The sequence below is a fragment of the Pseudoxanthomonas sacheonensis genome (assembly GCF_010093305.1).
GTDB classification, from domain to species: Bacteria; Pseudomonadota; Gammaproteobacteria; order Xanthomonadales; family Xanthomonadaceae; genus Pseudoxanthomonas_A; species Pseudoxanthomonas_A sacheonensis.
The window spans coordinates 394,080-412,869 of record NZ_PDWS01000001.1; the positions used below are offsets into that span (position 1 = coordinate 394,080).

An 18,790-nucleotide genomic window follows, 5' to 3' on the forward strand; every position below is an offset into this window, starting at 1 on the left:
GACCCGCGCTTCCGGCATCGCCGGCGGCGCGGCTCCGCATCGCGTCTGGAGCCGGATCCGATGGCCATCGAAACCGCAGCGCCTTCCACCGCGCTGATCACCAACGACATCGTGCTGTTCGGTCTGATCGCCGGCACTTTGGGACTGGTGTTCTGGACCGCCTCGCGCGAAAGCGGGATGTGGAAGAAGTTCTACACCTATGTGCCGGCGTTGCTGCTCTGCTATTTCATTCCCGGCGTCTACAACAGCGTGGGCCTGATCGACGGCAACGCCAGCAAACTGTACAACCCCATCGCCAGCCGCGTGCTGTTGCCTGCGGCGCTGGTGCTGCTGACCCTCACCATCGATCTGAAGGGCGTGCTGCGACTGGGGCCGAAGCTGCTGCTGATGTACATAGGCGCATCGGTCACGGTGATGATCGGCGCGTTCTTCGCCTTCTGGGCGATGGGCATCCTGCATCCTCAAACAGTGGCCGGCGATACCTGGGCCGGCATGGCCACGTTGGCCGGCAGCTGGATCGGTGGCGGCGCCAACATGGTGGCGATGAAGGAAGTGTTCGCGGTCGACGAAACCACTTTCGGCCAGTTCGTGGTCGTCGACGTGGGCGTCGGCTACGTGTGGATGGCCGTGCTGATATTCCTGGCCGGTCGCGCCGAGGCGATCGATGCGCGCAGCGGCGCCGACACGCGGGCCATCGAGGATCTCAAGCAGCGTCTGGCCAGCTACCAGCAACAGCACGAGCGCGTGGCCTCGCTGTCGGATCTCATGGTGATCCTGGGCATCGCCTTCGGCGCGGTCGGCCTGGCCCATGCGGTGGCGGGTCCGGCATCGGCCTGGTTCGGCGCCAACGTCCCGTGGGCGAGGCAGGTCAGCCTGCACGAACCGTTCGTATGGGTAGTGGTGCTGTCCACGCTGATCGGCCTGGGATTGAGCTTCACCCGCGCGCGCACGCTGGATGGTGCCGGAGCTTCCAAGATCGGCGCATTGCTGCTGTACATCCTCATCGCCTGCATCGGCATGCAGATGGACATCAAGGCGTTGGCCGACCGGCCATGGCTGTTCGCGCTGGGTTTGATCTGGATTTCGGTGCACATCGTCCTGCTGTGGTTGCTGGGCAGGGCGTTGAAGGTGCCGTTCTTCTATTTCGCCATGGGTTCGCAGAGCAACATCGGCGGGCCCGCATCGGCGCCGGTGGTGGCGTCGGTGTTCCATCCGTCGCTTGCGCCGGTGGGCGCATTACTCGGCGCGCTGGGTTATGCGACCGGTACGGTGTTGGCCTATATCGTCGGCATCACGTTGAAGGCGATGGCCGGAGCCTGAGCCTCTAAGGAACTGTGGATTCCGTTCATGGTGAGCTTGCCCTATAACCGTTCGTGGTGAGCCTGTCGAACCACGCTTTTCGAGGGGAGGCCGGCTTGCTGTTACTGAAATGTCTCGCCAAGAGCGTGGTTCGACAGGCTCACCACGAACGGATTCCCGACAGGCTCACCATGAACGGGATTACTTAATTCAGAGATTCCCTATTTAGAGATCGGATTCCTTAGAGCTGGACCGCACGCTGTTGGCGTTGCTCGACTTGCTGAGTCTGGCTTTGCTGCTGGTCCTGCTCGCGCAGTTGCGCTGCGCTGAGCCGTGCGGGAGTCTGGCTGGCCTGTTCCACATCGATGCGACTGCGCTGGTGAGCGGGGTCGTGCAATGCGCCCTGTACCGAGAACAGGCTGTCGCCGCGTTCGGAAGCCAGCACGTGGTCGATCCGCTTCAACCCGTCCGAGCCTGCGCGTGCCGCAGTGCCGGCCGCGACATTGAAGAAGCGTTCGTCCTCGGCAAGACCCAATTGCTGGCGTTGCCCGGACAGGCCATCGACCGCATTCCTGAGCAACCGGTTGGAAGTGCTGCCGGCGTCGCCGATGGTGTCGGGCCCCGCGCCGGGGTTGCGCTGGCGTACCTGCAGCTGCGCCAGGTCCTGCGCTTCCATCACCGCTTCGATGTAGTGCAGGTCCAGACGGTGCAGCAGCATCTTGCCGGGCACCAGGCGCTCGAAGAAGGTCAGCGGATCGGGATCGGGCAGCTGGATCTTGTGCCCCGGCGCGTCCGGCATCGCCCACTTCAGCGGGATGCTGTCTTCCTGCAGGTGGGTGAGCAGTTCGTTCTTGACGCGGTAGCTGCGGATCAGGCCCTGCTCGGCTTCCTGCTTGAGCACCTCGGCGTCGAAACCGTAGCGTTCCAGGGTCTTGTCGTGCACGCCAGCGGCGTTGAAGGTGACCGCGGGAACTTCGCTGACCATGCTCGCAGCGGCCGCCAGGCCGCCGCCGAGCGACTGCCCGGTCAGGACCACGTTGTTGCCGAAGGCCTGTTTGGCCTCCCGCGCCAGGGCGATGGCCTGGTCGTACTGCGCGTCCTCGAATCCAAGGCCCTGGCGGAAGTTGTGGCGCCAGTCCTTGCCTTCGTCGGTGCCGGCATAGGCCACCACCACGGCTCCGCTGGCATCCCGGTACAGCGAGGCGTCGAAGCCGCTCTTGCCATCGTGCAGCAGGCTGGGGTCGATGCCTGCGGCGCGCACTGCGGCATCGTCCATGCGTTGCCAGGTGCCGGGCAGGACCGGCGCGGACGAGGACTCGCCGCGGCGTGCGTCGGCGACGGCATAGTTGTCCTGTATCAGGGTCGACAACTCGCGATCCACCGCGTGCGGCTGCTGCCCTACGACATCGTCTGCGAAGCCGTTGCCGGTCGGCGTGGAGGAAGTAATGGAGGACATCCCTGTGGAAACGTTCATGCGCGATTCCTTTGCGTGTGCGTGTCTTGGTGCACGGGTTTGGCGACGCCTGCCGGCGCCGCAGCTTCCAGCGGATTACTGCGCGGCGATGCCGTTGGCCGCGAGCCAGTCGCGTACCTTCTGTCGCGACTGCCGGCCTTCGGCGTTGAGGCGCGCGTCCGAACCGGAGAACAACGCAGCCTGGAAGGTGTTGCCGCGACTGTCGGTGGCATTGGGGTCCACGCCCAGTTGCAACAGCTGCAGGACGCGCCCGGCATCGTTGACCTGCGCGGCCACGTGCAACAGGGAATTGCCCATCGAATCCGTGCGGTGGACATCGGCGCCGGCTTTCACCAGCAGGTCGAACTGCGCGTCGCGGCGGCTCTGCACCGCGCGGAAGATCGGGGTCCGGCCGGCACGGGCACTGACCACGTCCACCGGGGCGCCATGTGCGACCAGCACCTGCAGATATTGAGGATCGTCGGCCATGGCGGCCATGTGCGCCACGGTCTCGCTGTCCATGCCCGGCTGGGCAGCGTTGGCGCCGGCTTCGAGCAATGCGGAGAGCGAGGCAGGTTTCCGGTTCCAGACCGCCCACTCGAGGAGAGTGACCTGATCATCGCCGCGCGCGGTCAAGTTGGCCGGCGCTGCGAGGGCGCGGATACGGGATACGTCCCCCTCGGCGACCGCATTGGCCAGCGGCACGACCGCAGGGTCGTGGAAAGGCATGGCGGAGGTGGGGTTGATCGCTGCGGACATGCTGGTTTGCTCCTTTGCACCGGCCGGATCGGCGGCGCATGAAACCATCAGGATGGAAGTTGCGAGTGCCGCCAGGGCGGGGACCTGCTTGCGCATTGCGGTTTCCTTTCCGGCTGCGTGGTTGCGGTCGCGGAATGTGGTGTTGCCCCGACGCGACAAGCCGATCCTAGCACCGCTTTTGCCGGGCGGATGTTTCGTTTTCGTTATCCGCAGGGATTATGCGAGCTGGGGTGGCGGGGTGAACATGGGGAGCAGAGCCAGGCATTGCACCTGGCTCTCTTTACCTCAGCAGCAGCGGAATCCGTTCTTGCCGCCGAAGCGCGCTTCCTGCCGTTCGCGGAAGAAGGTCTTGTAGTCCATCACTTCGCGCTCGGGATGTTTTTCCATCATGTGGCGCACGTAGTTGTCGTAGTCGGGCACGCCGCAGCACAGCCGCGCGGTCTGCACCAGGCGCCGCCATACGCGGCGGTGCGCCTGGTACTGGCCGGCGGGAACCAGTTCGGTTCCCATCAGCGTGCTCCTATCGGTTGTGCGCTCATCAGCATGCTCCGTTCACAGCCTTGCCGCCAATGCCGGATCGACCGCCACGTACGGCGTTTCGCGGTCGCTGCGTTGCGGATTGGCGCGTGCCTTGCGGACCGCGCCGATCGCGTAGAACAGCACGCTGAACACCACGAACAGGAACAAGGCGGTCAAGCCGGTGTTGATGTAGCTGTTGAACGCGATCTGCTGCATCTGCTCGATGCTCTTGGCCGGGGCCACTATCTCGCCGGCGGCGATGCCGGTGCGGTATTTCGCGGCCTGCGCAAGGAAACCGACCGCCGGGTTGGAATCGAAGATCTTGATGAAGCCCGCGGTGACCGTGCAGATCAGCAGCCACGTCGCCGGCAGGATGGTCACCCAGGCATAGCGGTCGCGCTTCATCTTGAACAGCACCACCGTGCACATCATCAGCGCGATGCCGGCCAGCATCTGGTTGGCGATGCCGAACAGCGGCCACAAGGTGTTGATGCCGCCCAGCGGATCGACCACGCCCTGGTAGAGGAAATAACCCCACAACGCCACGCAACCGGCGGTGGCTATTACATTGGCGCCCCAGGACTCGGTGCGGCGCAGTCCCGAATGGAAGGTGCCCAGCAGATCCTGCAGCATGAAGCGGCCCGCGCGCGTGCCGGCATCCACTGCGGTGAGAATGAACAGCGCTTCGAACAGGATGGCGAAGTGGTACCAGAACGCCATGGAGTTGGCGCTCGGCATCACGTTGTGCAGGATATGGGCGATACCCACGGCCAACGTCGGTGCGCCGCCGGCGCGCGAAAGGATGGTCTTTTCGCCGATGTCCGTCGCGGTGACGGCCAGCATGTCCGGGGTCACGGTGAAGCCCCATTCGCTGATCTTGGCCGCGGCGGAAATCGCGTCGGTGCCGATGGCCGCAGCCGGGCTGTTCATGGCGAAGTAAACGCCAGGTTCGATCACCGAGGCGGCCACCAGGGCCATGATCGCCACGAACGATTCCATCAGCATGCCGCCGTAGCCGATGTAGCGCATATGGCCCTCGCTGGCCAGCAGCTTGGGCGTGGTGCCGGAGGAAATCAGCGCATGGAAGCCGGAAACCGCGCCGCAGGCGATGGTGATGAACAGGAACGGGAACAGGCCGCCCTTCCACACCGGGCCGGTGCCGTCGGTGAACTGGGTCAGCGCAGGCATCTTCAATTCCGGCATCACGATAACGATGCCGATGGCCAAGGCGATGATGGTGCCGATCTTGAGGAAGGTGGACAGATAATCGCGCGGCGCCAGGATCAGCCAGACCGGCAACACCGCGGCGACGAAGCCGTAACCGACCAGCATCCAGGTGATCTGCGTGCCGGTGAAGGTGAACGCCGGGCCCCAGGTCGGATGCGCGCCGACCTTGCCGCCCAGCCAGATCGAGAACAGCAGCAGCGCGATGCCGACGATGGAGATCTCGCCGATCTTGCCCGGACGGATGTAGCGCATGTACACGCCCATCAGCACCGCGATCGGAATGGTGGCCATCACCGTGAACATGCCCCACGGGCTTTCCGCCAGCGCCTTCACCACGATCATCGCCAGCACCGCCAGGATGATGATCATGATCAGGAAGGCGCCGAACAGCGCGATGGTGCCGGGGATTTTCCCCATTTCCTCGCGCACCAGATCGCCGAGCGAGCGCGCATCGCGCCGGCTGGAGATGAACAGCACCATGAAGTCCTGCACCGCGCCGGCCAGGACCACGCCGGCGATCAGCCAGAGCATGCCGGGCAGGTAGCCCATCTGCGCGGCCAGCACCGGCCCGACCAGCGGCCCCGCACCGGCGATGGCGGCGAAGTGATGGCCGAACAGGACGTGCTTGTTGGTGGGTACGAAATCCAGCCCGTCGTTGCGCAGCACTGCGGGCGTGGCCCGGGTGAGGTCCAGCCCCATCACCTTGTTGGCGATGAACAGGCTGTAGTAGCGGTAGGCGACCAGGTAGATGGACACCGCCGCTACTACTATCCACAGCGCATTGATCTGTTCGCCGCGACGCAGTGCGATGGTGCCCAGACAGAACGCGCCCAACAGCGCCAATGCGGCCCAGGCCAGTTTCGAGAAACCCTTCATGCGAACCACCCCTCCGTGAACTTCGGGGTAGGGTCCTCCCATGCGGTGAAGGGGTCAATGCGTAGCTGCGGATTCGGCCTGCGACTTTGGTCTTAATGCACGCATCGCAGGATTGTGCGACGCGGCAACCGATGCCGCCGGAGTGCGGGCCGTTGTAGGAGCGGGCCCTGCCCGCGACAGGCTCTGCCGATAAAGCCTGTCGCGGGCAGGGCCCGCTCCTACAATGCCGATGGAATCACAGCCACTTGGCGCGCTTGAACAGCCAGTACAGGCCGCCGCAGATTACCGCGACTCCGCCGATCAACACCGGATAGGCGTAGGTGTCGTCGAGTTCCGGCATGTGGGTGAAATTCATTCCGTACCAGCTCGCTACCAAGGTCGGCGCAGCCAGCAGCGCCGCCCAGGCGCCCAGGCGCTTCACCACTTCGCCTTGGCTTAGCGTGACCAGGGACAGGTTGACGCTGAGTGCGGTGGTCAGCATTTCGCGCAAGGTGTCGATCGCTTCGTTGACCCGCAGCGCGTGGTCGTAGACGTCGCGGAAATAGAGTCTGACTTCTTCCGGAATCAGCGCGCTCTGGCTGCGGGTGAGTTGCGTCAGCACGTCCTGCAGCGGGCCCACCGCCAGGCGCATTTTGCTCAGTTCGCGCTTCAGTTCGTACAGCCGCGTCACGGTTTCGCGATTGTAGGTGTCGGTGAAGATCGCCTGCTCCAGCGAATCGGCGGTATCGCGGAACTCGTCGATGATCGGACGGTAGTTGTCGACGATGAAATCGAGCACTGCGTATAGTCCGTACGAGGCGCCCAGCGCCAGCAGTTCGGGTTCGCGTTCCACGCGTTCGCGCACCGGTGCGTAGGAAAGCGAGGCGCCATGGCGCACGGTGATCAGGTAGCGCGGGCCGACGAAGGCGTGGGTTTCGCCGTAAACGATGCGCTCGTTGACCACCTGCGCGGTGTGCATGACCACGAATATCGAGTTGCCGTAGGCCTCCAGCTTGGGACGCTGGTGCGCGTGCTGCGCGTCTTCCACCGCCAGGTCGTGCAGGCAGAATTCTTCCTGCAGTTTCTCCAGGATGGCGTCGGCCGGCTCGTACAGGCCCACCCAGACGAAACTGCCGTCGTCCTGGGCCAGCACGTCGCTGATCGCATCCAGGGTGATGTCGTGGCGCTTGCCGTCCTTGTCGTAGACGACGCAGTTGATGACGCAGGAGGGCAGGGAGGGTTTGTTGATGTCATTCATAGTGCGAATCGTGCGCCACCGGGAGCGGCGCGGCAAGCGCGTAGGAGCGACGTGAGTCGCGATGAAGCGTTCCAGGAACGTCCTTCGCGACTCACGTCGCTCCTACGCGCGCATGACTACTGGGCGACGAAGCGGATCGCCTGCCCGCCACCTGGGGCCAGGCGCAAGGTCAGCGTATCGGCACTGGTGACGGTGCGTTCCTCGATCACGATGTCCTGCGGCGCGCGTTTCCAGTCGGCCTTCTCGCCATCGCGGTAGATCTGCGCGGTGTAGGTGCGGCCTGGGTCCAGAAAGGACAGCGGCGCCTTCAGTTCGCGACCTTCCTCGTCGGATATGGCGCCCAGGTACCAATTGTCCGAATGGCGGTCCTTGCGCACGATGGTCACGTAGTCGCCGACCTCGCCGTTCAGCACGCGCGTGTCGTCCCAGTCCACCGGTACGTCCTCGATGAACTTGAACGGCTTGGGATTCTTTTCGTAGTTCTCCAGCAAGTCGGCGGCCATCTGGATGGGGCTGTAGATCACCACATACAGCGCCAGCTGCTTGGCCCAGGTGGTGGCCACGCCGTCCGGCGCGCGCGTCTTCATGCCGAAGATGCCGGGCGTGTAGTCCATGGGGCCGGCCAACAGGCGGGTGAACACCAGGTTGGCTTCGTGCTCGGGCGGGTTGCCGGGTTCGCCCCAGGCGCTGAACTCCATGCCGCGCGCGCCTTCGCGGGAGATCCAGTTGGGATAGGTGCGGCGCAGGCCGGTGTCCTTGATGGGTTCGTGCGCATTGACGGCGATATGGCGCTTGGCCGCTTCGGTCACCACTTTCAGGTGATGCCGCGCCATGTCCTGGCCTTCATGCCAGGCGTAATGCAGTTTGCCGTCGGCGCCGATGACCTTGGCCTGGCCGGCGTCGGCCACGTAGCCGGTCTTGACTGCGTCGATGCCCAGGCGCTGGTACAGGTCGAAGCCCGCACCCATTTGCGATTCGTAATGGGCGGCGTTGCCCGAGGTCTCGTGGTGGCCGATGAGACGGACGTTCTTGGACTTGGCGTAAGCGGCCAGTTTTTCGATATCGAAATCCGGGTACGGCTGGGTGAAGCTGAAATCCTCGCCGTTGCCGAACCAGTCGCCGTCCCAGCCCACGTTCCAGCCCTCGACCAGCACGCCGCCCAGGTGGTGCTTGGCTGCGAAGTCGATGTGCTTCATCACGTTTTCGTTGGTGGCGCCATGCTTGGGACCGGAGGCCCAGGTCTTCTTGTCCAGATGCATTTCCCACCACACACCGACGTACTTCATCGGCTTGATCCAGGAAACGTCGCCGAGCTTGTTGGGCTCGTTGAGATTGAGGATCAGGTTTGAAGTCACCAGACCGCCGGCGTCGTCGGACAGTTGCACGGTGCGCCAGGGCGTGTTGAACGGCGCGGTGCGCACCACCTTGCCGTCGCCGATGCCGTCGGTGAGCGTGGCGCGCAGCTTGTGGTTCTCCACCCGGGTCAGGTTCATGCCCGAATAGTCCACCAGCGCCGCTTCATGGATGGAGATGTGCAGGCCGTTGTCGGTGCGCAGGGTGATGGGCGTCTGCGCCTGGCCGACTTCCTGCAGCGGCGTGCGGTGGTACAGGTATTCCTCGCGGTTCCACTCGCCGGCGGGAATCCACCAGGCGGTGGCGTTCTCGGCGATGTTGAATTCGGTCAGTTCCTCGCCGATCCGCACCTGCTTCAGTGCGGGCTGGTCGGGCAGTTCGTAACGGAAGCCCAGTCCGTCGTCGTAAACGCGGAACAGCACGTCGAAGCTGCGTTTGGGCGCGACCTTCTCGGTCAGAGTCACGCGCAGCTCGTTGTAATGGTTGCGGATGCTGCGGCGCTCGCCCCAGGGCTGTTCCCAGGTTTCGTCGAAGCTGCTGGTCCTGTGCCCGGCGATCGCCAGATTTCGTTCGAACTTGGGCGAGTCCAGGAAAATGAATCCCAGCCGCGAGGGCGATATGACCGCCTTGCCTTCGCGCAACACGGAATAGCTGGGGCGTCCGTCCTTGTCGGTGGTCACTTCCACCGACAGGTTGCCGTCGGGCGATGCGACGCCCACCTTGGGCAGCGCCGCGGCCGGTGGCGGCGTGGTGACTTGCGCGCTGGCGATGGCGGAGGCGGCGAGGAGCGTGGTCATTGCGAACAGGCGAAGGAGCATGCGGGCTTCCGGATGGCGGACAACAGGCCGCATCCTGCGCCAGCCACGTCAGCGCAACAAGCTGCGCTGCGGGAAGAATACGTATGCAAGAGCCGCATGCACCGGCAGCAGCAGCGCCACCCAGCTCTGGTTGTACTGCAACGCCAGCGGCAACCAATGCAGGACCCACGCGATGGCGGCAAGGCCGGCGACGATCGCCAGCAGCCAGCGGAACCACGCCGCAGGCGCACGCTTGCGCAACAGCGGAATCGCACCGGGAATCAGCAGCAGGCACAGCGGATTGAACAGCAACAGGTTGCGATTGGCCCACGCGGCCTGGTGCTCGGTGAAGCCCCACAGGAATACCAGCACCGCGCCGACGACTCCGCACACCAGCCACAACGGCAAGGCGAGTGCCGCGATCAGACGCGGCTTGCGCGGTGCGAGCAGCACGATGGCGGCGGCCACGCACAGGCCTGTCAGCAGCCAGGGCCACCAGCGGCGCGGCCGCTCGGGCGGTTCCGCTGCGATGCGGTGTGGCAGCAGCACCTGTTCGCTCTGCACCAAGGGCCGCCCGGCGGCGTTCTTCGCCTCACGCAGGCTGTCGGCCAGGCGCATGGGCACGTAGGCTTCTTCCCAACGCGACATCGGCACGTCGGCGTAGGGCCCCAGGCCGATGTCGAAGCCCAGCCACATCCACGGCACCGGCGAGACCAGCCGCACCGCTTCGCTGCGGAAGGTATTGCCGCGCGAACGTCCCACCAGCTGCGGTTTCAGCGCGCCGCCCATCGCCTTGTCCAGCGCGTCGCGGACCTGGGTGGAGCAATTGGAAACGAAATAATCGTAGCGGTAGCGCGCGTTCTCGGGCTTGGCCCGCTCGGCCAGCGTGTCGGCCAGCGATTGCGCCTGTTCGGGGGGCAGGTCCAGCCACTGCAACTTCACGCCGCGTCCGACTTCGCGGTAGTAGGACAGATCCTGCTGCAGCGGCAGGGCGACCAGGTAGTAGCGCATGTCGCCATGGGCGAAGCGGTCGACGAAATCCGGCTCGCTCATGTCGAAGAAACCGAAGTTGTACGAGGTCGCTTCGCCGGTCCGCGTATCCAGCACCACGATGGCGTCGTGGCCGAAGCGTTCGAAGAATATTTCGCCGGGTTGCATGGTCATTACGCCGATGCGGGGGGCGGGGGTGGAAGGAGTTGCGGCCCATGCGGGCAATGCGAGAAGGAGAAGCAGGGTCAGCAGCAGGCATTTCCACATCGCGGGCATCAGGCCTTTCTCTATTCCGTTCGTGGCGAGCTTGTCTGGAAATCCGCTCGTGGTGGGCTTGTCTAGAAATCCGCTCGTGGTGAGCCTGTCGAACCACGCTCTTCGCGCGAGAGCCTGAGCGCCATGCGAACTGCCAACTGTCCGCCAACGGCGTGGTTCGACAGGCTCACCACGAACGGGTTCTGAGAAAAGCCCACCACGAGCGGGTTCTGAGAAAAACTCGTCGCGAACGGATTCCGAGACAGGCGCGCTACGAATGGAGGCGATGGTCGGGTCCGCAGACAGCTCAACCATCCGAAAGCACGCCGACATGGAACGCATGCACCCGGCGCGCATCGGCCTTGGCTACGCGGAATTCGAAACGCCCCAGGGTCAGTTCCTCGTCGGTATCGGGCAGGTGGCCGATGGCCGCGGTGATCAGGCCGCCGACGGTGTCGTACTCGTCGTCGGGAAAGTCGGCGCCGAAGCGTTCGTTGAAATCGGAAATCGGGGTCAGCGCATCCACCACGTAGCGGCCGTCGGCATGGGCGGCGATCTGGTCGGCGCCTTCTTCGGCATCGTCGTGCTCGTCGTCGATCTCGCCGACGATCTGTTCCAGCACGTCCTCGATCGTGACCAGGCCGGCGACGCCGCCGTATTCGTCCACCACGATCGCCATGTGGTTGCGCGACAGGCGGAATTCCTTCAGCAGCAGGTTGAGTTTCTTGGATTCGGGAATCAGCACCGCGGGGCGCAGCAGTTCGCGCACGTTGCCGGGGCCGTTGTCGGCCACTACGCCGCGCAGCAGATCCTTGGCCAGCAGGATGCCCAGGATTTCGTCCTTGTTCTCGCCGTGCACGGGGAAGCGCGAATGCCCGGACTCCACCACTTCCTTCATCAGGTCCAGGAACCGGGAGGCGATGGGCAAGGACACCATCTGCGAGCGCGAGACCATGACGTCGCCCACGGTCAGTTCGGCCACCGCAATGGCGCCTTCCATCATGCGCAGCGTGTCGCTGGCGATCAGCCCGTCGCTCTGCGCATCGCGCAACAGCGCGAGCAGGTCGTCGCGTGAGGAGGGTTCGCCGGAGAACGCAGAACTGATGCGGTCCAGCCAGGAGCGCCGTTTCTCCGGTTTTTCGGAGGCTTCCGGCGCGGGAATACTGTCGTCTTCTGACATTGGTGGGTAGCAGGCAGCCCTGGAAAGGGCGACGGCGGCAGTCTATCAGGATGACGGGGACAGATTTTCATCCCCCGGCCGGGGGAGCATCTGTGGAAACGCCCGTGGGAGCGCCGTCCCGGCGCGAGCTTTGCTTTTGAATCCACGGCGAAAAGCTCGCGCCGGGACGGCGCTCCCACGGGCTTCGCGGTATTGTCAGGGGACTATGGTGTCCGCTGCAGGTAGGGGCTCCGGATCCTCCGCCCGATCGAGGCTGTAGCTGCAGCCCACCAGGGTCTTGCCCGGGTGCGAGGCGACGTTGGAGACGTTGAGAACCGCCGATTTTATGTAGACCGTGCCGGTGGCCTGGTCGCGGTCTTCGATGCTGCTCACTTCCTTGCCGAACATGGCCTTGGCGGGCGTATCGATGGCGGTTTCCAATTCCAGCTGCTTGGCCAGCGGGCGCGGATCGGGCAGGTCGAGGATGGCGATGATGCTGTCGCCGGTGAAGGCGATGTGGTCGGTGCTGTGGCCGAACACGCTGACCGGCTTGTTCAACACGAATTCGGTCATGAACAGGTTGGCCTGCGGCAGAGGCCGCCAACCCAGCGCCACGGCTTGCAGCGGGTCGGCCAGCGCTGGCGCCAGATAGTGGAAGTCGGCCAGGGTCCGCCTGCATTCGATCAGTGCGGCGAGATCCATGCGGGAGGCGTCCAGTTTTTCTTCGTTGCCTGCGGCCTGGGCCAGCAGCGGTAGCGGCAGCATCAGCGCCAGGAGAAACAAACAGCGCATGCTAATCCTCGAATGCGTAAGGGTCGTCGATGCCGAGTTCGGCCAGGATCTGGCGTTCCAGCTGTTCCATCGCTTCGGCCTCGCGGTCGTCTTCGTGATTCCAGCCCAGCAGATGCAGCGCGCCGTGCACGGTCAGGTGCGCGTAGTGCGCGGCCAGCGGCTTTTTCTGCTCTTTCGCTTCGCGCGCCACCACCGGGGCGCAGATCACCAGATCGCCCAGCAGAGGCATCTTCACGCCCTTGGGCATCTTCACGCCTTCGGCGATCTCGGCCGGGAAACTGAGCACGTTGGTGGCGTAGTCCTTGCCGCGGTAATGGCGGTTGAGCGCGCGGCCTTCCTTGGTGTCGACGATGCGCACGGCCAGGTCGGCTTCGCGGATGCGGCCGTGCAGCGCCGCGGCGACCCAGCGGCGGAAACTGACCGACGACGGCAGCCCGGCGCGGGGCAGGGCGTAGCTGACGGAGACTTCGAGGATGACGGGGCCCTGGGTCATTTCCTTGCCGTCATGACCAGCCATTCGGCTGTTGAAAACCCAGCGAACGCTGGAACCCATTTTGATTTTGATCTTTGCATCGCTGATCGTCCGGCCTGGGGGAAGTCAAAATGGATCCCGGCGTTCGCTGGGATGGTATCGCCTGGGGATGCCACAGGAGAATCACGCCGCTCCCGTCGCCGCATCCTTGCCGTCGCGCTCATCGTAAGCCCGCACGATCTTGGCGACCAGTGGATGCCGCACCACGTCGCGCGCGGTAAAGAAAGTGAAACTGATGCCGTCCACGCCGCGCAGCACTTCCAGGCCGTCCTTCAGCCCGGATTTCATGTGCTTGGGCAGGTCGATCTGGGTCAGGTCGCCGGTGACCACGGCGGTGCTGCCGTAGCCGATGCGGGTCAGGAACATCTTCATCTGCTCGATGGTCGTGTTCTGCGCTTCGTCCAGGATCACGAAGGCGTCGTTGAGCGTGCGTCCGCGCATGTAGGCCAGCGGCGCGATCTCGATGACGTTCTTCTCCAGCAGCTTGATCACCTTCTCCACCCCCAGCATTTCGTACAGCGCGTCGTACAGCGGCCGCAGGTAGGGGTCGACCTTCTGCGACAGATCGCCGGGCAGGAAGCCGAGCTTCTCGCCAGCCTCGACCGCCGGCCGCACCAGGATCAGCCGTTGCACACGCGATTCGTTGAGCGCTTCCACGGCGCTGGCCACGGCCAGGAAGGTCTTGCCGGTGCCGGCCGGACCGATGCCGAAATTGATGTCGTGGGTGGCGATGGCGTGCAGGTAGCCGGCCTGGTTGGGGCCGCGGCCGCGCACCGTGCCGCGCTTGACCTTGATCGCCACTTCCTGCGGTTCGTATCCGCCCGCCGCCACGTGGTCGACATTGGCTTGGTTGAGGCGCAGGTGGATGGACTCGCTGTCGAAGGTTTCCTCCGCCGCTTCCACGTAAAGCGCGCGCAGCAGCTTTTCGGTCGCCTTCACTTCCGCCGCCGGCCCGGTGACCTTGAAGATATTGCCGCGGTTGGCGATCTCCACCCCCAGCCGCAACTCGATCTGGCGCAAGTGGGCGTCGAACGGACCGGCCAGGTTGGCCAGTCGTTCGGCATTGCCGGGCTCGAGGACGAATTCGCGTTTTTCGGAAGCTGTCATGGATGGGGTCAGTGCCTGGTCTGGTCGTCGGCGTCTTCTACGCGCCATTGGTGGAATACGTAGGCCTCGTCATCGATGAGGGCCTGATCGAAATGTTCGGTTTCCGGTGCTTCCTCGCGCTCGATCCGCCGGGGATCTTCCTGCACGCCGGTCACCTGCCAGCCGGCCCCGCGCAGGAACTCGCTGGCGTGGCGGACCGGGTCTTCCGCCAGTCCCGGCATCTGGTAGCAGAGCACGAAAGCGCCGCCGAATTCCTGGAATTCCGGCGCATCCGGCAACGGAACGGCTTCGAGCACGAAGACCCACAAGTTGGGGGCGTTCTGGGGGATGGCAAGTCGGCCGCGGCTGGGCGTTGCAGGTTATCGCGGCCGTGTGGCGACGGCCAGACGGCGACCGTTCGTCGGTTCGGCGTTGCAGTTAATTAATTGATCAATTAAATTAAATCCATGGACAAGATAAAGCCCTCTCCCAGCACCAAGCCGCGGCCCGTCAAGCGGGCCTCCAAATCGGCCGGCAAGCCGGCAACCAAGAAGCGTGCCCCGGGGCGCCCGGCGGCCGATTCGCCCGATCTGCGCGATCGATTGATGGGCGCGGCGTTGGCCTGTTTCGTACGCAAGGGCATCGCCGCTACTTCGCTGCGCGATATCGCGACCGAAGCGGGGGTAACCCCGGCCCTGTTGCACTACTACTTCGGCGACAAGGACCAGCTGCAGGCAGAAGTGATCGCGCAGAAAATCATTCCCATCTTCATCGGCCTGCGCGAGCCCCTGCTGCAAGCCGGCGACGACATAGCCGCATTGATCGCGGGTTTCGTCAGCGGCATCGGCCGGATCGTGGCCGAACACCCTTGGCTGCCGCCGCTGTGGGTACGCGAGGTGCTGTGCGAGGGCGGAGCGCTGCGCGATCTTTTGTTCGACCGCATCGGCCCGCAGCTCCCGCAGATGATGGCCGCACGTTTCGCCGAAGCGCAGTCCAAGGGACGCATCAATCCCGACCTGGATCCACGCCTGCTGATGGTGTCGCTGGTGGGCCTGACTTTGTTCCCGGCTGCCGGTGCGCCGATCTGGCGGCGCTTGTTCAACGCCGAAGACCTCAATTTCGACATCGTGCGCCTGCATACGCTTGCGTTGCTGGACCGTGGACTGGAGCTGGACCATGCCAAATAGAAAACCTTTCCTTCTGATCCTCGCTGGGGCGTTGGCGCTGTCTTCCTGCAGCGACGCGCCGCCGCAGGCGCTGGGCACGCTGGAATGGGACCGCGTGTCCCTGCCGGCGCCGGTTGCCGAGAAAATAGTGCGCATCGACGTGCGCGAAGGCCAGCAGGTCGCCGCTGGTGCGGCGCTGATGCAACTAGAACTCACCCGCACCCAGTCGCAACTGGCCGCAGTGCAGGCCCAGGCGCAGCAGAGCAGGGAAGCGCTGTCGGAACTGGAAGCCGGACCGCGCAGCGAAGACATCACCCAGGCCCGGGCCAATCTCGCCGCCGCGCAATCCCAGGCAGTCGATGCGCGCGCCTACTACAACCGCTTGCAGCCTCTTGGCAGGCAGAAACTGGTGGCCGCTTCCGACGTCGACCGCGCCCGCGCTGCCGCCGGCAATGCCGAAGCGCAGGTACGTGCGGCGCAAGCCGCCTTGCTGGAACTGGAGCGCGGTACGCGCAGCGAACAGGTCGCGCAGGGCCGTGCCGCATTGGCCGCGGCCGAGGCGCAGGCCGCAACGCAGAGCGTGTCGCTGGACAAGTTGAACGTGGTCGCCCCGCGTGCAGGACGCGTGGACAGTCTTCCTTACAAATTGGGCGACCAGGCGCCGGTGGGCTCGCCGCTGGCGATCCTGCTGGTGGGCGATGCGCCCTATGCGCGCGTGTACGTGCCCGAGCCGATCCGCACCCAGGTCAAAGTAGGCCAGTCGGCACGCGTGTTCGTCGATGGCCGCGACAGCGCCATTGCCGGCCGCGTGCGCATGATCCGGAGCGAGCCCAGCTTCACGCCGTACTACGCGTTGTCGGGTCGCGATGCGCAACGCTTGAGTTACCTGGCGGAGATTGCGCTGGACAAGTCCGGCGCCGACCTGCCGGCGGGTGTGCCGGTGCGGGTGGAGTTCGAGGGGAGCGCAGATGGAAAATAATCGCGCACTCGAAGCCGCGCCCGCACTTGCGAGTCGTCATGACCAGCCATTCGGCTGTTGGAAACCGAGCGAAAGCTGGAATCCATCTTGCTCTTGTTTTGGCTCTGGCTTCGGTTCGAGGGTACGCAAGGCAAGTACAAGGGCAACGGCAAAGTCAAAATGGATTCCAGCTTTCGCTGGGTTTCCAACAGCCGAATGGCTGGTCATGACGACGGTTGATGCTGAGGTTTTGCTGTGACTCCGCAGGACTCCGCCCCCGCCATCCGCGCCCGCGGCCTCAGCAAACGCTTCGGCCACCTGCAGGCCGTCGACGGCGTCGACCTGACCGTGCCGCGGGCCAGCGTCTACGGTTTCCTGGGTCCCAACGGTTCGGGCAAATCGACGACTATCCGCATGCTTTGCGGCTTGCTCATCCCAAGTGCGGGAGAAATCGAAGTATTGGGTTTGAAGATCCCGGAGCAAGCCGAGGAACTGCGCAAGCGCATCGGCTACATGACCCAGAAGTTCTCGTTGTACGAGGATCTCACCGTACGCGAGAACCTGGAGTTCCTGGCCACCGTGCAAGGGCTGTCGCGCGAGACAAGGCGCACGCGCATCGAGGAACTGCTGGCCGCCTACAACCTGGCCGATCGCGCCAAGCAACTGGCCGGCACCATGAGCGGCGGGCAGAAGCAGCGTTTGGCGCTGGCCGGCGCCACGGTGCACAAGCCTGAGCTGCTGTTCCTGGATGAGCCCACCAGCGCGGTCGATCCGGAATCGCGCCGCGACTTCTGGGAAAAACTTTTCGACCTGGCCGACCTGGGGACCACCATCCTGGTGTCCACGCACTACATGGACGAAGCCGAGCGCTGCCACCGCATCGCCATCCTCGACACCGGCCGTCTGGTCGCCGACGGCACCCCCGGCGAATTGACCCGTGCGTTGGCCGGACAGACAGTCGGCGTGCGCGCCAGCGAGCCGCGCAAGGCGCAGGCGGCGCTGCATGGCGCTACGGGTGTGATCAGCGTGGCCCAGGTGGGCAACGAACTGCGCGTGCTGACCGCGGCAGGGACCGATGCGCAGTCGGGATTGCAGGACTTCCTGCGCCAGCGCGGCATCGAGGCCGAAGTCGCGCCGATCGAACCCAACCTGGAAGACGTATTCGTTTCGGCCACCCATCCCCAGGCCGTGGAGCGTGCGGCATGAAGGCGCGGCAGATCTTCGCGGTGATGGTGAAGGAAATGCGGCAGATGGCGCGCGACCGCATGACCGTGGCCATGATGCTGGGCATCCCCACCTTGCAGCTGCTGCTGTTCGGTTACGCCATCAACCTGGACGTGCGCAACTTGCCGGCGGCGGTGGCCGACATGGCCGACAGCGGCGGCTCGCGCGCGCTGGTGCAGGATCTGTTCGCCACCGGCGTGATCCGGCCCGTGGCCGGCGCACGCACGCCGCAGGAGCTGCAGACGCTGTTGCGCAGCGGCAAGATCAAGATCGGCATCCTGATTCCACCGGATTACGAACGCCGCCGTATCGACGGGCGCGAGGCCATGCAGGTCATCGTCGACGGCAGCGACACCTCGGTGCAGGCGACCGCGCGCCAGCTGGCGCAGATGCCATTGGACGGCCGCAGCGTGCCGCAGGGACAGATCAGCGTGTTGCCGCTGTACAACCCGGAACGCCGTTCGGCGGTCAACGTGGTGCCGGGATTGATCGGCGTGATCCTGACCATGACCCTGGTGATGTTCACCGCCATGGCCATCGTGCGCGAACGCGAGCGCGGCAATCTCGAGTTGCTGATCACCACGCCTGTGTCCAGCGGCGAACTGATGGTGGGCAAGGTGCTTCCCTACATCGGCGTGGGCCTGGTGCAGACCACGGTGGTGCTGTTGCTGGGCGTGTGGCTGTTCAAGGTGCCGATCAATGGCAGTCTCTGGGGCGTCTACGGTGCGGCGATGCTGCTGATAGTGGCCAACCTGACCCTGGGCCTGCTGGTGTCCACCGCTGCCAAGACCCAGTTCCAGGCCATGCAGATGGCGTTCTTCCTGTTCCTGCCGTCGATCCTGCTGTCGGGCTTCATGTTCCCGTTCGACGGCATGCCCAAGGCTGCGCAATGGATCGCCGAAGTGCTGCCGCTGACCCATTTCGTGCGCCTGATCCGCGGCGTGATTTTGCGCGGCGCCAATCTGTTCGAGCTTTGGCCCGATGTGCTGGCGTTGCTGGCTTTCACCGTGGTGGTGATGTCGCTGGCGATCCTGCGCTTCCGCAAGCGGTTGGATTGATGCTCGCGAAACAATCTCGCGTAGGAGCGACGTAAGTCGCGAAACATGGC

18 protein-coding genes are annotated in these 18,790 nt (G+C 64.7%); 5 read left to right on the forward strand and 13 right to left on the reverse strand.

Annotation, left to right across the window (positions count from 1 at the left end):
- The first annotated feature begins 60 nt into the window (after positions 1-60).
- Entirely contained in the window at positions 61-1,320 is a 1,260-nt protein-coding gene (locus CSC73_RS01740) for a DUF819 family protein (protein ID WP_163838731.1), read from the forward strand.
- A gap of 220 nt (positions 1,321-1,540) precedes the next feature.
- Here the strand turns inward: CSC73_RS01740 and CSC73_RS01745 are convergent, their stop codons facing one another.
- The 12 genes from CSC73_RS01745 to CSC73_RS01800 all read right to left on the reverse strand — a co-directional run bounded on the left by CSC73_RS01745 (position 1,541) and on the right by CSC73_RS01800 (position 14,651).
- The gene (locus CSC73_RS01745; RefSeq protein ID WP_425502257.1) at positions 1,541-2,773 is read right to left on the reverse strand and encodes a Tle-like phospholipase domain-containing protein; all 1,233 of its coding nucleotides are present in this window, start codon (positions 2,771-2,773) and stop codon (positions 1,541-1,543) included.
- A gap of 75 nt (positions 2,774-2,848) precedes the next feature.
- Positions 2,849-3,607, reverse strand: a complete 759-nt coding sequence (locus CSC73_RS01750) for an ankyrin repeat domain-containing protein (RefSeq protein ID WP_163838732.1) — start codon at positions 3,605-3,607, stop codon at positions 2,849-2,851.
- Between the two features lie 189 nt (positions 3,608-3,796).
- Complete coding sequence (locus tag CSC73_RS01755; RefSeq protein WP_093281855.1) at positions 3,797-4,021, reverse strand: YbdD/YjiX family protein; 225 nt, start codon at positions 4,019-4,021, stop codon at positions 3,797-3,799.
- Positions 4,022-4,063: 42 nt separating this feature from the next.
- Entirely contained in the window at positions 4,064-6,133 is a 2,070-nt protein-coding gene (locus CSC73_RS01760) for a carbon starvation CstA family protein (protein ID WP_163838733.1), read from the reverse strand.
- A 235-nt stretch (positions 6,134-6,368) separates the two neighbouring features.
- On the reverse strand, positions 6,369-7,370 hold the full coding sequence (corA, locus tag CSC73_RS01765; protein ID WP_163838734.1) for a magnesium/cobalt transporter CorA: 1,002 nt from the start codon (positions 7,368-7,370) through the stop codon (positions 6,369-6,371).
- A 116-nt stretch (positions 7,371-7,486) separates the two neighbouring features.
- Positions 7,487-9,520 carry a glycoside hydrolase family 97 protein gene (locus tag CSC73_RS01770; protein WP_425502258.1) on the reverse strand — a complete coding sequence of 678 codons (2,034 nt, stop codon included), beginning with the start codon at positions 9,518-9,520 and terminating at the stop codon, positions 7,487-7,489.
- A 69-nt stretch (positions 9,521-9,589) separates the two neighbouring features.
- A complete protein-coding gene (locus CSC73_RS01775) occupies positions 9,590-10,786 on the reverse strand; it encodes a lipoprotein N-acyltransferase Lnb domain-containing protein (protein ID WP_163838736.1) in 1,197 nt (398 codons plus the stop codon).
- 286 nt (positions 10,787-11,072) lie between these two features.
- Entirely contained in the window at positions 11,073-11,945 is an 873-nt protein-coding gene (locus tag CSC73_RS01780; RefSeq protein ID WP_163838737.1) for a CorC family transporter, read from the reverse strand.
- A 195-nt stretch (positions 11,946-12,140) separates the two neighbouring features.
- The gene (locus tag CSC73_RS01785; protein ID WP_163838738.1) at positions 12,141-12,716 is read right to left on the reverse strand and encodes a hypothetical protein; all 576 of its coding nucleotides are present in this window, start codon (positions 12,714-12,716) and stop codon (positions 12,141-12,143) included.
- Position 12,717: 1 nt separating this feature from the next.
- Positions 12,718-13,209 (reverse strand): rRNA maturation RNase YbeY, encoded by a 492-nt coding sequence (gene ybeY / locus CSC73_RS01790; RefSeq protein WP_093281834.1) that lies wholly within the window; start codon positions 13,207-13,209, stop codon positions 12,718-12,720.
- Between the two features lie 162 nt (positions 13,210-13,371).
- Positions 13,372-14,355 carry a PhoH family protein gene (locus tag CSC73_RS01795; protein WP_163838739.1) on the reverse strand — a complete coding sequence of 328 codons (984 nt, stop codon included), beginning with the start codon at positions 14,353-14,355 and terminating at the stop codon, positions 13,372-13,374.
- A gap of 8 nt (positions 14,356-14,363) precedes the next feature.
- Positions 14,364-14,651 carry a hypothetical protein gene (locus CSC73_RS01800; protein ID WP_163838740.1) on the reverse strand — a complete coding sequence of 96 codons (288 nt, stop codon included), beginning with the start codon at positions 14,649-14,651 and terminating at the stop codon, positions 14,364-14,366.
- A gap of 150 nt (positions 14,652-14,801) precedes the next feature.
- On the opposite strand from CSC73_RS01800, the gene CSC73_RS01805 reads away from it, so the two are divergent.
- On the forward strand, positions 14,802-15,521 hold the full coding sequence (locus CSC73_RS01805; protein WP_163838741.1) for a TetR/AcrR family transcriptional regulator: 720 nt from the start codon (positions 14,802-14,804) through the stop codon (positions 15,519-15,521).
- Positions 15,511-16,479 carry an HlyD family secretion protein gene (locus tag CSC73_RS01810; protein WP_211840783.1) on the forward strand — a complete coding sequence of 323 codons (969 nt, stop codon included), beginning with the start codon at positions 15,511-15,513 and terminating at the stop codon, positions 16,477-16,479. The genes CSC73_RS01805 and CSC73_RS01810 overlap by 11 nt, the downstream gene beginning before the upstream one ends.
- 36 nt (positions 16,480-16,515) lie before the next feature.
- Here the strand turns inward: CSC73_RS01810 and CSC73_RS01815 are convergent, their stop codons facing one another.
- Positions 16,516-16,686, reverse strand: coding sequence for a hypothetical protein (locus tag CSC73_RS01815; protein WP_163838742.1), 171 nt, complete (start codon positions 16,684-16,686; stop codon positions 16,516-16,518).
- Positions 16,687-16,740: 54 nt separating this feature from the next.
- On the opposite strand from CSC73_RS01815, the gene CSC73_RS01820 reads away from it, so the two are divergent.
- Positions 16,741-17,664, forward strand: coding sequence for an ABC transporter ATP-binding protein (locus CSC73_RS01820; RefSeq protein WP_163838798.1), 924 nt, complete (start codon positions 16,741-16,743; stop codon positions 17,662-17,664).
- The gene (locus CSC73_RS01825; protein ID WP_163838743.1) at positions 17,661-18,740 is read left to right on the forward strand and encodes an ABC transporter permease; all 1,080 of its coding nucleotides are present in this window, start codon (positions 17,661-17,663) and stop codon (positions 18,738-18,740) included. Before CSC73_RS01820 ends, CSC73_RS01825 begins: the two co-directional genes overlap by 4 nt.
- Positions 18,741-18,790: the final 50 nt, after the last annotated feature.

Coding starts and splice junctions, on each gene's coding strand:
- CSC73_RS01740 (WP_163838731.1), top strand. CDS start 61: ATGGCCATCGAAACCGCAGCGCCTTCCACCGCGCTGATCACCAACGAC.
- CSC73_RS01745 (WP_425502257.1), bottom strand. CDS start 2,773: ATGAACGTTTCCACAGGGATGTCCTCCATTACTTCCTCCACGCCGACC.
- CSC73_RS01750 (WP_163838732.1), bottom strand. CDS start 3,607: ATGCGCAAGCAGGTCCCCGCCCTGGCGGCACTCGCAACTTCCATCCTG.
- CSC73_RS01755 (WP_093281855.1), bottom strand. CDS start 4,021: ATGGGAACCGAACTGGTTCCCGCCGGCCAGTACCAGGCGCACCGCCGC.
- CSC73_RS01760 (WP_163838733.1), bottom strand. CDS start 6,133: ATGAAGGGTTTCTCGAAACTGGCCTGGGCCGCATTGGCGCTGTTGGGC.
- corA (WP_163838734.1), bottom strand. CDS start 7,370: ATGAATGACATCAACAAACCCTCCCTGCCCTCCTGCGTCATCAACTGC.
- CSC73_RS01770 (WP_425502258.1), bottom strand. CDS start 9,520: ATGACCACGCTCCTCGCCGCCTCCGCCATCGCCAGCGCGCAAGTCACC.
- CSC73_RS01775 (WP_163838736.1), bottom strand. CDS start 10,786: ATGCCCGCGATGTGGAAATGCCTGCTGCTGACCCTGCTTCTCCTTCTC.
- CSC73_RS01780 (WP_163838737.1), bottom strand. CDS start 11,945: ATGTCAGAAGACGACAGTATTCCCGCGCCGGAAGCCTCCGAAAAACCG.
- CSC73_RS01785 (WP_163838738.1), bottom strand. CDS start 12,716: ATGCGCTGTTTGTTTCTCCTGGCGCTGATGCTGCCGCTACCGCTGCTG.
- ybeY (WP_093281834.1), bottom strand. CDS start 13,209: ATGACCCAGGGCCCCGTCATCCTCGAAGTCTCCGTCAGCTACGCCCTG.
- CSC73_RS01795 (WP_163838739.1), bottom strand. CDS start 14,355: ATGACAGCTTCCGAAAAACGCGAATTCGTCCTCGAGCCCGGCAATGCC.
- CSC73_RS01805 (WP_163838741.1), top strand. CDS start 14,802: ATGGACAAGATAAAGCCCTCTCCCAGCACCAAGCCGCGGCCCGTCAAG.
- CSC73_RS01810 (WP_211840783.1), top strand. CDS start 15,511: ATGCCAAATAGAAAACCTTTCCTTCTGATCCTCGCTGGGGCGTTGGCG.
- CSC73_RS01815 (WP_163838742.1), bottom strand. CDS start 16,686: ATGACCAGCCATTCGGCTGTTGGAAACCCAGCGAAAGCTGGAATCCAT.
- CSC73_RS01825 (WP_163838743.1), top strand. CDS start 17,661: ATGAAGGCGCGGCAGATCTTCGCGGTGATGGTGAAGGAAATGCGGCAG.